The organism is Streptococcus parasalivarius (assembly GCF_054785155.1).
Window position 1 is genome coordinate 435,264 of record NZ_BAABOB010000001.1, and the last position, 13,847, is coordinate 449,110.

13 protein-coding genes and 1 pseudogene are annotated in these 13,847 nt (G+C 41.2%); 11 read left to right on the top strand and 3 right to left on the bottom strand.

The window, feature by feature from the left end; all coding sequences use genetic code 11:
* Nucleotides 1-28 precede the first annotated feature (28 nt).
* The 3 genes from ACYVQ1_RS02175 to mprF all read left to right on the top strand — a co-directional run bounded on the left by ACYVQ1_RS02175 (nucleotide 29) and on the right by mprF (nucleotide 3,756).
* Complete coding sequence (locus tag ACYVQ1_RS02175) at nucleotides 29-289, top strand: YiaA/YiaB family inner membrane protein (RefSeq protein WP_002883990.1); 261 nt, start codon at nucleotides 29-31, stop codon at nucleotides 287-289.
* 195 nt (nucleotides 290-484) lie between these two features.
* On the top strand, nucleotides 485-1,204 hold the full coding sequence (locus ACYVQ1_RS02180) for an alpha/beta fold hydrolase (protein WP_022495803.1): 720 nt from the start codon (nucleotides 485-487) through the stop codon (nucleotides 1,202-1,204).
* On the top strand, nucleotides 1,201-3,756 hold the full coding sequence (mprF, locus tag ACYVQ1_RS02185; protein WP_461249669.1) for a bifunctional lysylphosphatidylglycerol flippase/synthetase MprF: 2,556 nt from the start codon (nucleotides 1,201-1,203) through the stop codon (nucleotides 3,754-3,756). Before ACYVQ1_RS02180 ends, mprF begins: the two co-directional genes overlap by 4 nt.
* A 54-nt stretch (nucleotides 3,757-3,810) precedes the next feature.
* On the opposite strand, the gene gatD is transcribed toward mprF, so the two are convergent.
* Both gatD and murT read right to left on the bottom strand, forming a co-directional pair.
* A complete protein-coding gene (gene gatD, locus ACYVQ1_RS02190; protein WP_461249670.1) occupies nucleotides 3,811-4,599 on the bottom strand; it encodes a lipid II isoglutaminyl synthase subunit GatD in 789 nt (262 codons plus the stop codon).
* Nucleotides 4,599-5,942, bottom strand: coding sequence for a lipid II isoglutaminyl synthase subunit MurT (gene murT / locus ACYVQ1_RS02195; protein WP_037600975.1), 1,344 nt, complete (start codon nucleotides 5,940-5,942; stop codon nucleotides 4,599-4,601). Before murT ends, gatD begins: the two co-directional genes overlap by 1 nt.
* 101 nt (nucleotides 5,943-6,043) lie before the next feature.
* Here murT and cdaA point away from each other — a divergent pair, with 101 nt between their 5' ends.
* The 8 genes from cdaA (at nucleotide 6,044) to ACYVQ1_RS02235 (ending at nucleotide 13,431) form a co-directional block, all read left to right on the top strand.
* Entirely contained in the window at nucleotides 6,044-6,895 is an 852-nt protein-coding gene (cdaA, locus tag ACYVQ1_RS02200; RefSeq protein WP_461249671.1) for a diadenylate cyclase CdaA, read from the top strand.
* On the top strand, nucleotides 6,892-7,857 hold the full coding sequence (locus ACYVQ1_RS02205) for a CdaR family protein (RefSeq protein WP_002890696.1): 966 nt from the start codon (nucleotides 6,892-6,894) through the stop codon (nucleotides 7,855-7,857). Before cdaA ends, ACYVQ1_RS02205 begins: the two co-directional genes overlap by 4 nt.
* A 220-nt stretch (nucleotides 7,858-8,077) precedes the next feature.
* On the top strand, nucleotides 8,078-9,430 hold the full coding sequence (glmM, locus tag ACYVQ1_RS02210; RefSeq protein WP_014634273.1) for a phosphoglucosamine mutase: 1,353 nt from the start codon (nucleotides 8,078-8,080) through the stop codon (nucleotides 9,428-9,430).
* A 2-nt stretch (nucleotides 9,431-9,432) separates the two neighbouring features.
* Entirely contained in the window at nucleotides 9,433-9,873 is a 441-nt protein-coding gene (locus ACYVQ1_RS02215) for a GtrA family protein (protein ID WP_461249672.1), read from the top strand.
* 98 nt (nucleotides 9,874-9,971) lie between these two features.
* Nucleotides 9,972-10,658: a tRNA (adenine(22)-N(1))-methyltransferase gene (locus ACYVQ1_RS02220; protein ID WP_461249673.1), complete on the top strand. Its 687-nt coding sequence runs from the start codon at nucleotides 9,972-9,974 to the stop codon at nucleotides 10,656-10,658.
* Nucleotides 10,648-11,436, top strand: coding sequence for a Nif3-like dinuclear metal center hexameric protein (locus ACYVQ1_RS02225; protein WP_461249674.1), 789 nt, complete (start codon nucleotides 10,648-10,650; stop codon nucleotides 11,434-11,436). Before ACYVQ1_RS02220 ends, ACYVQ1_RS02225 begins: the two co-directional genes overlap by 11 nt.
* A 12-nt stretch (nucleotides 11,437-11,448) precedes the next feature.
* Nucleotides 11,449-12,276: a ZIP family metal transporter gene (locus ACYVQ1_RS02230; RefSeq protein WP_368386713.1), complete on the top strand. Its 828-nt coding sequence runs from the start codon at nucleotides 11,449-11,451 to the stop codon at nucleotides 12,274-12,276.
* Between the two features lie 66 nt (nucleotides 12,277-12,342).
* Complete coding sequence (locus ACYVQ1_RS02235) at nucleotides 12,343-13,431, top strand: NAD(P)/FAD-dependent oxidoreductase (RefSeq protein WP_461249675.1); 1,089 nt, start codon at nucleotides 12,343-12,345, stop codon at nucleotides 13,429-13,431.
* Nucleotides 13,432-13,702: 271 nt separating this feature from the next.
* Here ACYVQ1_RS02235 and ACYVQ1_RS02240 read toward each other — a convergent pair.
* Nucleotides 13,703-13,847 (bottom strand): annotated as a pseudogene (locus tag ACYVQ1_RS02240) (IS110 family transposase); the annotation flags it as partial.

The following is a 13,847-nucleotide window of genomic DNA, read 5'->3' on the forward strand; positions in this document are numbered from 1 at the left end:
TTTTAGTATATAAAAGGAGACTAACTTTATGAACAAAGTAAAGAAAAAAGTGTATCGTAACACAACATCTTTCAACATGATGGCATGGGGATCATTTGCCTTCTTCGTAATCTTGATGTTGGTAGGCCTTTATACCCTTAAAGAGCCTTTGATGGTTAAGGGTTACTACCTCATGGGATGTGTTGGTTTGATTTCATCTTCATTTACAGTATCTAAAGTTGTCCGTGATAACCAAGAAGATGAAGAAAACTATAATAAGCTCATCGCTCAACAAACTTTCGAACAATAAGAGGAGAAGCCTGAAAAGGCTTTTTCTTTTTGCAGAAAATGCACAAATATTCTGACTCTTCCCTAGTGGAAGTGTTATAATGGAGTGAAGGGGGTTAGATGGTTTTGGAATGTGATAAGTCCAACTCATCAGCCCTAATACCTTATAAGACTAATTATCGTATAAGAATGCGTTAGTGAAAAGGTAGGTAATATTATGGAATTCAAAGTGAAAGATGGTCAAATCATCTATTATCGTGATCTCGGTAAAGGCTTTCCAATTGTTTTTTTGCATGGCAATAATTTGTCAGGGAATTACTTTGGTAAGCAAGGAATTCTGTATCGAGACTATCGTTTAATTTTCATTGATAGTCGTAATCACGGCAGGTCCAGTCGTCAGAGTGTTAAGATGACCTTTGAACAGATGGCTGCCGATTTGGAGGAAATTTTGCAATATTTGAATATCAAGAAGGCCTTATTTGTCGGTCATAGTGACGGTGCTAATTTGGCTATGGTTTATGCTAGTCGTTATCCTGACCGGATTGCAGGGCTCTTGCTTAATGCGGGAAATATGACCTTTAATGGGTTGACGAGACGCTCAAGATTCGCGGTCTATATACAATATCTTTGCTTAAAAGCCTTGTCACCATTTTCATCTAAAATGGATATCATGGCTCAGGTAACGGGTCTGATGCTTCATGACTTGCCACTAGATAGGGAACGTCTACATCAGGCTGCCTATCCTGTTTGGGTAGTTATGGGGCAAAGGGATGTTATCAGTATTAGGCATTCTAGAGAGATTTCAGAACTCTTTCCGATTCATAAGCTCTATGTCCAACGTCGAGAAGGGCATCGTCTAGCTCAACGTAAATATAAGGTCTTTAATCAAATGATTCGTGAGCTTGTGAGAATTAGTCGAAAAGAGGTGGTGGCATGAAGCGTCTTTTAGAGAGACTTCAACCTTTAAAAGCAGCCGTTAAATCCATCTTTTTTATCTCGATTACGGTTCTTGTCGTCATAGAATTGGTTCGCCTAAAACGGACCATCACTTTAGAGTCACTGGAGTCAGCTCTGGCCGGTTTATCTATTTGGCATCTTGTTTTGATGGCTGTCATCGGACTAGTCGCTGTCTCCCCCATGCTTTTGTATGACATCATACTGAATAAGGAGCTGGAAACGGATTATTCCAGATCCTATATCTTAGAAACAAGTTGGGCCGTCAATACTATTAATAACTTGGCTGGTTTTGCTGGTTTGGTCGATGTGGGTCTGCGATATTCCTTTTATTCTGAGGATGGTCAGGAAAAGACAGGTGTTAAGGCACTTTCTCGTTTATTGCCTTACTTTATGTCGGGCCTATCCCTTTTAAGTGGTTTGGTATTCGCTGTCTTTTGGTTCTTTCCTCTAAGTCCGGATTTAAGAAAGTATTGGTTACTCTTATTGGGTATTTTCCTTTATCTGCCTTTTATTTTCTTTGTTTCTAGTCGAGAAAAGTTAGCCTATTTTGGTCAAGTACCGTTGAAAACGAGGCTAAGTCTTCTTTTAGCTTCGACAGCTGAATGGGGAACTGCCCTAGGGAGCTTTGTCAGTGTGGCTTATTTAATGGGCTTACATGTTCCCCTTTATAATCTGGTTCCACTTTATTTCCTAGCGGTTATTATTGGTATCTTCTCTATGATTCCGGGTGGGATTGGTAGTTTCGATTTGATTGTGATTACCGGTCTGACCTCTATGGGGGTTAGCAATGCTCTTGCGGTTAGTCTGCTCTTGCTTTTTCGTTTAACCTACTACGTTATTCCCTTCTTGCTTGGTGTTGTCTTCTTTTTCAAACACATGGGAGGACGTATCAATGAGAAATACTTCAAACTTTCTTCACGAGTATTTGGTGGAAGTCTCCACCGTTTTCTCGTATATTTGCTACGTTTTTTAGGGATTTTCTTGATTTTGTCTGCCTTAATCCCTGAACGCTTGGCTAATGTCTACTTTATTAGCCGTTTTGATCCTATTCAGGAGCAGTTGATTTGGCAATTCCCAAGTATCCTATTTGGAACCCTATTTATTTTCATGGCTCGTCTCATTAGACGTCGGGTTAAGGGTGCTTTTGTTGCCTCCTTGATAACCTTTGTCTTGGCCTTAATTTATGTCAATCTCAATGGTATTTCATGGGCCATGTCTTTCCTAATTTTACTCTCTTTGGTGCTTATGTTGATCATCAGAAAAAGGTTGTATCATCGTTACTTTGTTTATAGTTGGGAAGACAAAACCAAGGATTTTCTTTTCCTAGCCTTTACTATTCTGGTTCTTCTTGTTCTGGGTGGCAGTGGTTTTTGGTCTCATTTGTTGCCACCTAAGAACCGGGATGTTCTTGGACATTTTGTTCATATTTGGTTTGATATTTTACTGGCATCAGTTATCATTGCAACTATTGTTTGGGGAGTCTTGAGAATTTTGGCACCCCGTAGGCCTTTTGGTCAAAGCATGGATGATGAGCGCTTCACAGCTCTCCTTGAGAAATATGGAGGTGCATCAGAAAGTGCCCTGGCTTATTTACATGATAAACGCCTCTTTTGGTATCGTGTCGATGGACAAGACCAGGTAGTTTTCCAATTTGCACAAACCAGTAACAAGTGTGTGGTTATGGGAAATCCGATAGGTAATGAAAACTATTACCGAGTAGCTTGGGAATCTTTCTTGAAGACCTTATCGGATTGGAATTTACAAGCCTTGTTTTATGAGGCAGATGAGAGTATTACCCTGATGCTTCATGATTATGGCTTTGATTTTATGAAATTTGGGGAAAATGCCATGGTTGATTTGACGTCATTTTCTGTTGATGGTAAACATGGTAAGAAGTTCCGTAAGCCAACCAATCGTGTTGAAAAAGCAGGTTTCCAGTTTAAGTTACTTGACCCTCCATTTTCAGAGACTCAGATGCAAGAAATGAAGGCTGTCTCAGATATTTGGCTTAACGGTCGTAAGGAGAAGGGCTTCTCCCTTGGTTTCTTTGATGAAGCCTATCTGCAGCAAGCACCGATTGCTATTGTTGAGAGTGAGGAGGGAGAAATTGTAGCCTTTGCCAACATCATGCCAACCAAAAACAAACGGGTGGCGACGATTGACCTTATGCGTTATGACTTTGAAAAGGCACCTGAAGGCATCATGGATTACCTCTTTGTGAAACTCTTCCAGTACTTCCAAGCAGAAGGAAAGCAGTACTTTGATATGGGAATGGCTCCACTCGCAAATGTGGGTACTGAAGAAGATAGTTTTTTGGAAGAGAAGGTTGCCAATTTGGTCTATGTCTTTGCGCAGCGTTTTTACTCTTTTAGTGGGCTCCAACGTTATAAGGAGAAGTTCTCTCCAATTTGGTCTCCCAAATACATTGTTTATCCTAAACGAACTTGGCTCTTGTTTGATATGATTGCCATTCTAAGGATTGATAATCGAAAAATTGAAGACAGATTGAAGAAAAGACGACTTTGGAAATAGATATGAAAAAATAGCGAAACCCTTAGGGTTTCGCTATTTTGCTATGTCATAGAATTATTTTTCAAATTCTGCTTTTGATTTAGTATCTGCGTATTCTTCAGCGACTTCGCTTGAAAGAATGTCATTGTAACTTGGCAATTTAATGTCTTGGCCATATTTGTTGCGAAGGGCAGTAGTGACCAAACGGTAGGCCAGGTTGGCGTTACGAGAAAGAATTGGTCCATGGAAGTAGCTACCATAAACATTTTTATAGTGGACACCCTCAGAACCGTCTTCCTTGTTATTACCATTACCGTAGACCACTTTTCCAAGTGGTTTTTCATCATCAGAGAGGAAGGTACGCCCTTGGTGATTCTCAAAGCCATAGTAAGTCTCATCGAACTCTTCGTTATGGATCTTGATGTCACCAATATAACGATTATTTTCTTGATTGAGGGTGTAGTGGCCCATAACACCGATACCATCAATGCGGACACCGTTAGCCTGGATGTAATATTGACCAAGAAGTTGGAAACCACCACAGATGGCAAGAATTACTTTGTTATCTTGGATGAATTGACCAATAGCCTCACGCTTAGTTGGGAGGTCTTTAGCAACGATGGATTGTTCGTAGTCTTGACCACCTCCAAAGAAGACCATGTCGTAGTGGTCCTTGTCGAAGTCATCACCAACTGAAACAATGTCGAAGGTCATCTTAGCACTAAGTTTTTCACCCACATATTTGATCATAAGGACATTTCCGTTGTCACCGTAGGTATTGAGTAGATTACCATAAAGGTGGGCAACATTTAGGTCATAGGTGTAGTCACGATTTTCTGGAGATTTGAGTGAAGTATAAGTCATTAGTTCATCTCCTTTCCGACAGCATGACGTTGGGCAAGAATATCACGGAATTCAAGCATGGCAGTATAGGTCGCTAGGATATAGGCATGATCGCAATCTTGTTTTTCAATCAAGGCCATAATATCTTCAAGTTTTTCTGCTTGCGTAATCTTTTCTTCTGGATAGCCGGTTACACGAAGACGGCGGGCAATTTCAGAATGGCGAACACCACCAGCGTTAATCTCAGGGATATCCATCTCGAGAATGCTTTCGAAGTTGGCATCCCAAATCCAGCTGGTGTCAATACCATCAGCATAGTTGGCATTAAGAAGGACTGACAAGCTAAATGGATAATCTGCAAGTTTAATCATATCGAGAGCTTGGCTGGCTCCTACTGGATTCTTAATTAGTACGAGAGTACATGATTTGTCACCAATCTTAAAGGTTTCTTGGCGTCCAAAGACAGCACGACTCTTATCAAAACCAGCCTTGATTTGCTCTGGAGCTACTCCGAAGAATTCAGCGACAGAGACGGCAGCAAGGGCATTGTAGATGTTATAAAGACCACCGACATTAATCTTGTAATCTTGTCCATCAATGACAAATTCAGAAGTAGTGTTAGTGATTTTAGTCAACTCTGTTAGCTTATAGTCTAATTCTGGACGGTGGAAGTCACAGTTGAGGCATACATAGTCACCCAGATTAGCATAAGTATTGAGGCGATACTGAAGAATGCTCTCACATTTAGGGCAGACAATTCCTTCGGTATTATAATGCGCCAGCTCTGGAGCGTGTTTTTCAGTGTCAAAACCATAGAAGCGTACAGGATTGACCACTTCTTTAGAATTAAAGAGAGGACTGTCTCCATTGGCCAAAATAGTGGCCTCAGGTGCCTTAGCAGCACCATCTAAAATCATCTGATAAGTGGTATAGATTTCACCATAGCGGTCCATTTGGTCACGGAAAATATTTGTGAAGACAAAAAGACTTGGAGTGATGTATTCAGTGATTTTTGGAAGGCTAGCCTCGTCAATTTCCAAGACAGCGATTTTCTTACCAGACTTGGCTTTTTTTGCTGTTAGGAAAGTAGAAGTGATTCCTGTGATCATGTTGGCTCCACTAGGGTTGGTCACAATCTCACCAAAAGCTTCTTTAAGAATTCCTACTGTTAAAGCTGTTGTCAGAGTCTTACCATTGGTTCCAGTGACAACGACAATCTCGTAATCCTTGGCTAAAGTGTCTAAAATATCTTTGTCAAATTTAAGGGCGATTTTTCCAGGCAGGGTTGAGCCACGTCCCAATTTTGAAAGGACGAAATGGCTAGCTTTTCCCGCCAGAATTCCCATGGTAGTTTTCATAGTCATGAATTTATTTTATCACAAAAAGTAGTGATTGTAGTCTCAAAATAGTTAGAATTCGTGGTATAATAGAAACTGTTTAAAAATTAAAAGAAAGTGTGATATGTATGGGAATACTTTCGTCCATTGATATTGATTTTTGGCGGTCACTCTTTGATAGTCCGCTGAAAGTTATCGTCAATAGTTTGGACATATTGATTGTTGCTTTTTTAATTTATCGCTTTATTAGGGCCCTACGAGGGACAAAAATTATGACCCTTGTTCAAGGGGTTGTCTTATTTATTTTAGTCAAACTGATTTCTGATTTTATAGGCTTCACGACGATTTCTTATTTGATGAATCAGGTTATCACCTATGGAGCCATTGCGGCGGTTGTAATCTTTGCGCCAGAGCTTCGTTCTGCACTTGAAACCTTTGGACGTACGCCTCAGCATTTTTTGCAAAATAAAGAGCTTAGCTCAGATGAGAAGTTGGTTCAAGCCTTCGTTAAAGCTGTTAAGTACATGAGTCCTCGTAAGATTGGGGCGCTGGTTTCTATTGAACAGACTCAGACCTTACAAGAGCAGATTGCGACTGGTATTCCACTTGATGCAGTGGTGACTGGGGAACTGTTAATTAATATTTTCATCCCAAATACACCGCTTCATGATGGGGCTGTTATCATCAGAGATAACAAGGTTGCGACGGCTTGTTCTTATCTGCCATTGACGGAATCTAATAAGATTTCCAAAGAGTTTGGGACTAGACATAGGGCTGCCATTGGTCTTTCAGAACAGACAGATGCACTGACCTTTGTTGTGTCTGAGGAAACTGGTGCGATTTCAATTGCTTACAAGGGGGATTTCATCCATGATCTCTCGGTTCAAGAATTTGAACAAGAGTTGAGTCTTATCTTGTTGAAAGAACAAGAACCACGTCAGTCATTCTTCCAACGTTGGATTGGAGGTAGCAAAAAATGAAGCGTTTCGTAAATTTCTTTAAAAATGATCGTTTATGGCAGATGCTAGTTGCTCTCTTCTTTGCTGTGGTACTCTTTTTCACGGCATGGTCGGGAAATACGCAAAATAAAAACAATAGCTCAAGTGCATCTAATACCTTTACACAAACCGTTGAGTCGGTTCCTGTGGATATTAAATATGATAGTGATAAGTACTTTATCAGTGGTTATTCCTATGATGCCGAAGTCTATTTGACAGCGACAACACAGCTGGCTTTAACGACTGAGACAAGTAGTGATACGCGTCACTTTAAATTAGTTGCTGATTTGTCGAATCTGGGTCAAGGAACCAGTCGAGTACCTATTCAGGTTAAGGATCTTCCAGCTGGGATGTCTGCGCAAGTATCGCCATCAACCTTGACGGCGACTATTGGTAAAAAAGCCAGCAAGACCTTTGACGTCGTAGCTAACATCACATCAGATAAGTTAGCAAATGGCTATGAAGTTAAAAAAGTTAGCCTGGATGCAACCAAGGTAGAGGTGACGTCGAGTGAAGATATCATTAACCAGATTGATCATGTTCAAGCAGTATTGGAAGGCGATTCCAACCTGTCTGAAGATTATGATGGGAACTTGGTCCTTCAAGCAGTTTCGACAAATGGAACAGTCCTAGCAAGTTCAATCTCACCAGCTAAGGTGCATGCCAAGATTAGTTTGCGAAAATTAAGTAAATCTGTTCCTGTTAAGGTCGAACTGACTGGAGATAAGGCTAGCAATGTGTCTAGTATCAGCTATAGCTTTAATCGTGGACATGTGACTATTGTTGGTAGCCAAGAAGCTATGGATAAGATTGATAGCATTACAGTCCCTGTGGACATTAGCCAAGTGACTAAGGACACTTCAAAAACAATAGACCTTAAGGCAGAAGGTGTTACGGTTCAGCCTGGCACTGTTAAGGTTAACTTAAAAGTTACGCAAAAATAGGGGAGTTACATTTTTCCTAAATTCATGTATAATGGATGGGATTGAGAGGGACTAATCTCATAAAAATGTAACCAATTAAAAATGTTTAAAATCAAGGGTTGAAAATATTGGCGAAATCTTATAAAGTTAGATTGTCTAGATAGATTTCACTAGATTGACTCTTGCTAAACAGCATCACAGTTTAAGGAGGATTTAGTGCTCAAGCACTAATAATAAAATTATGGGTAAATATTTTGGAACAGATGGTGTTCGTGGAGAAGCAAACGTTGAACTTACGCCTGAATTGGCCTTTAAATTAGGTCGTTTTGGTGGTTATGTGCTTAGCCAACATGAGACTGGCCGTCCTAAAGTTTTTGTGGCACGTGATACACGTATCTCTGGTGAGATGTTGGAATCTGCCTTAGTAGCAGGTTTGCTCTCAGTGGGTATTGAAGTCTACAAACTTGGAGTACTTGCGACACCTGGCGTCTCATACTTGGTCCGTACAGAAAATGCAAGCGCTGGTGTTATGATTTCAGCCAGCCATAATCCAGCTCTTGATAATGGTATCAAGTTCTTTGGTGGCGATGGTTTTAAATTGGATGATGCGCGTGAAGCGGAAATTGAAGCCCTTCTCGATGCTACGGAAGATACGCTTCCACGCCCTTCGGCTGAAGGACTTGGAACACTTGTAGATTATCCAGAGGGTCTTCGTAAATACGAAAAATTCTTGGTGGCTACAGGTGTTGACCTCGGTGGCATGAAAGTTGCCTTGGATGCGGCTAATGGAGCAGCTGCGGTATCTGCACGTAACATTTTCCTTGACTTGAACGCAGAAATCTCTGTTATTGGTGATCAACCTGATGGCCTTAACATCAATGCTGGTGTTGGTTCGACACACCCAGAGCAGTTGCAAGCCTTGGTTAAAGAAACTGGCTCAGCTATTGGTCTTGCCTTTGATGGTGACAGTGACCGTCTCATCGCTGTTGATGAAAATGGCGATATTGTTGATGGTGATAAGGTGATGTATATCATTGGTAAACATTTGTCTCAAAAAGGCGAGTTGGCTAAAAATACTATTGTAACAACAGTTATGTCAAACCTTGGTTTCCACAAGGCACTTGACCGTGAAGGCATTAACAAGGCAGTGACTGCTGTTGGTGACCGTTATGTTGTCGAAGAAATGCGTAAAAACGGCTACAACCTTGGTGGTGAACAGTCTGGACACGTTATTATCATGGATTACAACACAACTGGTGATGGTCAATTGACAGCTATCCAATTGACTAAAGTCATGGTTGAAACAGGTAAGAGCTTGTCTGAATTGGCTTCAGAAGTGACTATCTATCCACAAAAATTGGTTAATATCCGTGTGGAAAATAGCATGAAAGATAAGGCTATGGAAGTTCCTGCAATTGCAGCTATCATTGAAAAAATGGAAGCTGAGATGGCTGGAAATGGACGTATCTTGGTTCGTCCAAGTGGTACTGAACCTCTTCTTCGCGTTATGGCAGAAGCCCCAACAGATGATGAAGTGAATTACTACGTTGATACGATTGCTGATGTTGTTCGTGCAGAAATTGGATTGGACTAAGTATGATAGCTAAGCTCAGAGCCTTCATGGCCACCGAAGTTTTCAAGTACCTTTTCTTTGGTGTCTTGGCAACTTTGGTCTATATGGTCAGTCGTACTTTGATTTTCCAGTTTGCCCAACAAGGAACACTTTCAGCAGTCTTAGCGAATGCGATTGCCATTATCTTTGCCTTTTTTACAAATGACATGTTTGTCTTTAATCAGGAAAAGACAGGTATGGTTACGCGCTTTGTTAAGTTCGTGGGTGCTCGCCTATTGACCTTGGTCTTGGATTTGGCTCTGGCCTATTTCTTGGTCGATACCTATCCAGAAATTATTGGTCAATTTGTTGGTCATAGTCATGCTTGGGTAAACGGTATCGAGAGCCTCTTCTCTCAGGTCCTTATCATTGTATTGAACTATATTATTTCTAAATTCTTCGTCTTTACAGGCGAGAAAGTATAAGCAAAAAGGAAGTTGTTAGGAAATGTGTTAAAAGCATTTCTTACCAACCTCCTTTTTTGATATAATTGAAGAGACTTAAAAAAATAGAAAGATGAAATATGTACGTACAATTATCTCAACGCCTCAAGGACGTAGCAATCTATGTTCCCAAAGGCGCAAAACTCTTGGATGTAGGCAGTGATCATGCCTATCTTCCGATTTATTTACTTGAAAAAGGCCTGATTACTTCAGCTATTGCTGGTGAAGTTGTAAAAGGGCCCTATGAATCTGCTCTTGCTAATGTCTCAGCTTCTGGTTTCCAAGATAAAATCGACGTGCGCTTGGCTAATGGCTTGGCTGCCTTTGAGCCTACTGATGACGTAACCACTATCACGATTTGTGGTATGGGAGGACGTCTTATTGCGGATATCCTTGATGCTGGAAAGGACAAACTTAAGGGCGTAGACCGTCTGATTTTACAACCAAATAATCGTGAAGATGATCTCCGTATCTGGTTGATGGAAAATGGTTTTGAGATTATTGCAGAGTCTATCATGACTGAAAATGGCAAATACTACGAAATCATGGTGGCAGAAGCTGGACACATGAGCCTTTCGGACAAGGAAGTGCGTTTTGGTCCTCATCTCATGAAAGACCAATCTCAGGTTTTCCAGCTCAAATGGCAACGCGAAATCAATAAATTAGAGATTGCTTTAGGATCTATTCCACTGGCCAATCAGGCTGATCGTACAGCTATTGAAGATAAAATTCAAACCATTAAGGAGGTTTTGAATCATGTTAGCTAGTGAACTTATTAAGACTTATGAAGAATTTTGTCCACAGGAGCTTTCTATGGAAGGTGATGTGGTTGGCTTGCAGATTGGCAGTCTGGATAAGGAGATTCAGAGGGTTATGGTCACCTTGGATGTTCGTGAGAATACGGTAGCCGAAGCCATTGAAAAAAATGTGGACCTCATTATTGCTAAACATGCTCCAATTTTTCGTCCAGTTAAGGATTTGGTGTCTTCGCCTGACCGAGATATTTTACTTGACCTGGTTAAGCATGATATTGCTGTCTATGTGAGTCATACTAATATTGATGTCGTTAATGATGGGCTGAATGATTGGTTCTGTGACTTACTTGACATTAAAGACACCACTTATTTAACGCAGACTTCTGAAAATCATGGAATCGGTCGAGTAGGTGATATCGTGCCTCAGACTATTGAAGAACTTGCTCTTAAAGTCAAGTCTGTTTTTGGCTTAGATAGTGTTCGCTTGGTTCGTTATAATCATGACAATCCTCTAGTTAGCCGTGTGGCTATTTGTGGGGGTAGCGGTCAAGGATTTTACCAGGATGCTTTGAAAAAGGGCGCACAAGTCTTCATCACTGGTGATGTTTACTACCATACAGGACAGGAAATGATTACTAATGGTCTCTTGGCAATTGATCCCGGTCACCATATCGAATCCCTTTTTATCTCAAAGATTGCTGAGAAACTTGAGGCTTGGAAACTTGAGCATGATTGGAATGTGACGATACTTGAAAGTCAGTCCTCAACCAATCCTTTTGACCATTTGTAGGAGGATGTGTCTGTGACTTGGCTTTTACATCAAAATGTGGTCTTTTTGGCCTTGCTTGCTGGTCTTTTTACTTGGGGCTGTACCATTGTCGGATCGGCCATTGTTTTCTTCTTCAAGAATATTAGCCGTAAATTGCTAGATATCATGATGGGCTTTGCGGCAGGTGTCATGATTGCGGCCTCTTTTTGGTCGCTTTTGGACCCCTCTTTAACTTATGCGACTCAAAATGGCTATGGGAAGTGGTCATGGTTCCCTGCGGCATCTGGTTTCTTGCTTGGCGGTGTTGCCCTTCGTTTGATTGATGCCGTCGTTCCCCATTTGCATTTGGGGAATGACATCTCTAAAGCAGAAGGTATTCAACCTCGTAAGAAAAAGTTGTCCAAGACAGCCCTGCTCTTTTTGGCTATCACCATTCATAATTTTCCAGAGGGATTAGCAGTCGGTGTGACTTTCGGAGCCTTGGCTGGTGGCAATATGACATTCGCGGGTCTTATGGGAGCCATTGGTCTAGCTATAGGTATTGGTTTGCAGAATGTCCCTGAAGGTGCAGCCCTCTCAGTTCCTATTCGAGCAGATGGAAAATCTCGTATCAAGGCCTTTTATTGGGGATCTATGTCAGCCATCGTGGAGCCTATAGGGGCTGTTATGGGAGCTGCCCTTGTCATGTGGATGATGGCAATCATTCCTTATGCTTTGGCCTTTGCGGCTGGTGCCATGATTTTTGTGGTAACGGAGGAATTGATTCCTGAATCACAAACCAATGGTAATACTGACGTAGCAACCTTGGGCCTTATGGTTGGCTTTGTCGTCATGATGGTCATGGACGTGGCCTTGGGGTAAAAGAATAATAAAAAGCTGTGCCTATTGATATAGGACTCAGCTCTTTTCAAATAGATGGAGTAAAAAATGAAAATTGCAATCGTTGGTGCAGGTATCGTCGGTTCAACGGCTGCCTACTACTTATCAAAAGAAAAAGGCGTAGAAGTTACAGTATTTGATCATGGTCTTGGACAAGCAACCAAGGCAGCAGCTGGTATTATCAGCCCCTGGTTTTCCAAGCGCCGTAATAAGGCCTGGTATCGCATGGCCCGTTTGGGAGCAGATTTTTACCAAGATTTAGTTTCAGATCTTGAAAAGGATGGTTATGACACGAACTTCTATAATCAGTCTGGTGTAGCCCTTCTCAAGAAAGACGATAGTAAATTGGACGCTTTGTACCAGCATGCAAAAACGAGACTAGAAGAATCACCCATTATTGGTGAACTCTCTATAAAAAATGCTGAGGATCTCCCTGAATTCACTGGATTTGACCATTATCTCTATGCTTCTGGAGGAGCCAGAGTGGAAGGAGCAGAGTTGACAGCTACCTTGATTGAGGCCTCTGGTTTTGAAAAGGTGGAGGGACCAGTTACACTCTCTCCTCTTGACAATGGCACTTACGAGATTAATGCTCAAACTTTTGATAAGGTCATTCTCGCTTGTGGTGCCTGGCTAGGTCAAACGCTTGAACCCCTTGGTTTTGAAGTAGATGTTCGCCCCCAAAAAGGTCAATTACGTGACTATTTCTTTGAGGGGGTAGATACTGGTAAGTTGCCTGTTTTGATGCCAGAGGGCGAACTAGATGTCATCCCCTTTGCTGGTGGAAAGATTTCGGTAGGAGCCAGCCACGAAAATGACCAAGGCTTTGATTTGACAGTTGATGAGACTGTACTTGCAAGTCTGGAGGAAGAGGCTAAGACCTATTTCCCCGATTTAAGTACGGCTAAGTCCTTCTCAGAACGTGTGGGAACGAGAGCCTACACGAGTGATTTCTCTCCTTTCTTTGGAGAAGTTCCAGAGCTTGAGAGTGTCCTTGTTGCTTCTGGTTTAGGATCTTCAGGGCTCACGACAGGGCCACTGATTGGAAAAAATCTGGTTGATTTGGCCATGAATCGACCTGGTAGCTTGGATAGTGCGGACTATCCAGTGGCTCAGTACATTAAGAAAAAAGACTAATAGTATTAAAGTTCTTCTAGATATTTAGACTCAAGAATCAGTTGGGTATTTCTCGCTATTGAGAGATGTTGGCTGATTCTTTTTTATGACTCTTTTCTACCATTTGTCAAGTCTATCAAGGCTTTAAGTAAAAAAAGAGATAAGACAGTAGCTATTCTGAGGTTACTGTCTTATTTTTAACCCTTTTTTATCCATAAATGGGCATGCTAAAAAAACACCTCATCTGGTATTTTTTGAAACAAGGTGTTACAATAATACGGCATAGACAGCCTTATCGATTTTGGGTTAAAGAGTAATCGTAAAGTTTGTTATGCGTAATGAGGTAATACATTGTTCGAATGAGACGATGTATAGAGGCAATCGTATGTGGCTTAGTTGAAGCTATTGTCGATTGTCTTTTTCGTTTCTCATAAAAG

Bases quoted from the DNA above. Each gene is read 5' to 3' on its own strand.
- ACYVQ1_RS02220 (WP_461249673.1), top strand. From the start codon at position 9,972: ATGTACGTACAATTATCTCAACGCCTCAAGGACGTAGCAATCTATGTT.
- ACYVQ1_RS02235 (WP_461249675.1), top strand. From the start codon at position 12,343: ATGAAAATTGCAATCGTTGGTGCAGGTATCGTCGGTTCAACGGCTGCC.
- ACYVQ1_RS02180 (WP_022495803.1), top strand. From the start codon at position 485: ATGGAATTCAAAGTGAAAGATGGTCAAATCATCTATTATCGTGATCTC.
- ACYVQ1_RS02175 (WP_002883990.1), top strand. From the start codon at position 29: ATGAACAAAGTAAAGAAAAAAGTGTATCGTAACACAACATCTTTCAAC.
- ACYVQ1_RS02205 (WP_002890696.1), top strand. From the start codon at position 6,892: ATGAAGCGTTTCGTAAATTTCTTTAAAAATGATCGTTTATGGCAGATG.
- ACYVQ1_RS02225 (WP_461249674.1), top strand. From the start codon at position 10,648: ATGTTAGCTAGTGAACTTATTAAGACTTATGAAGAATTTTGTCCACAG.
- murT (WP_037600975.1), bottom strand. From the start codon at position 5,942: ATGACTATGAAAACTACCATGGGAATTCTGGCGGGAAAAGCTAGCCAT.
- gatD (WP_461249670.1), bottom strand. From the start codon at position 4,599: ATGACTTATACTTCACTCAAATCTCCAGAAAATCGTGACTACACCTAT.
- mprF (WP_461249669.1), top strand. From the start codon at position 1,201: ATGAAGCGTCTTTTAGAGAGACTTCAACCTTTAAAAGCAGCCGTTAAA.
- cdaA (WP_461249671.1), top strand. From the start codon at position 6,044: ATGGGAATACTTTCGTCCATTGATATTGATTTTTGGCGGTCACTCTTT.
- glmM (WP_014634273.1), top strand. From the start codon at position 8,078: ATGGGTAAATATTTTGGAACAGATGGTGTTCGTGGAGAAGCAAACGTT.
- ACYVQ1_RS02215 (WP_461249672.1), top strand. From the start codon at position 9,433: ATGATAGCTAAGCTCAGAGCCTTCATGGCCACCGAAGTTTTCAAGTAC.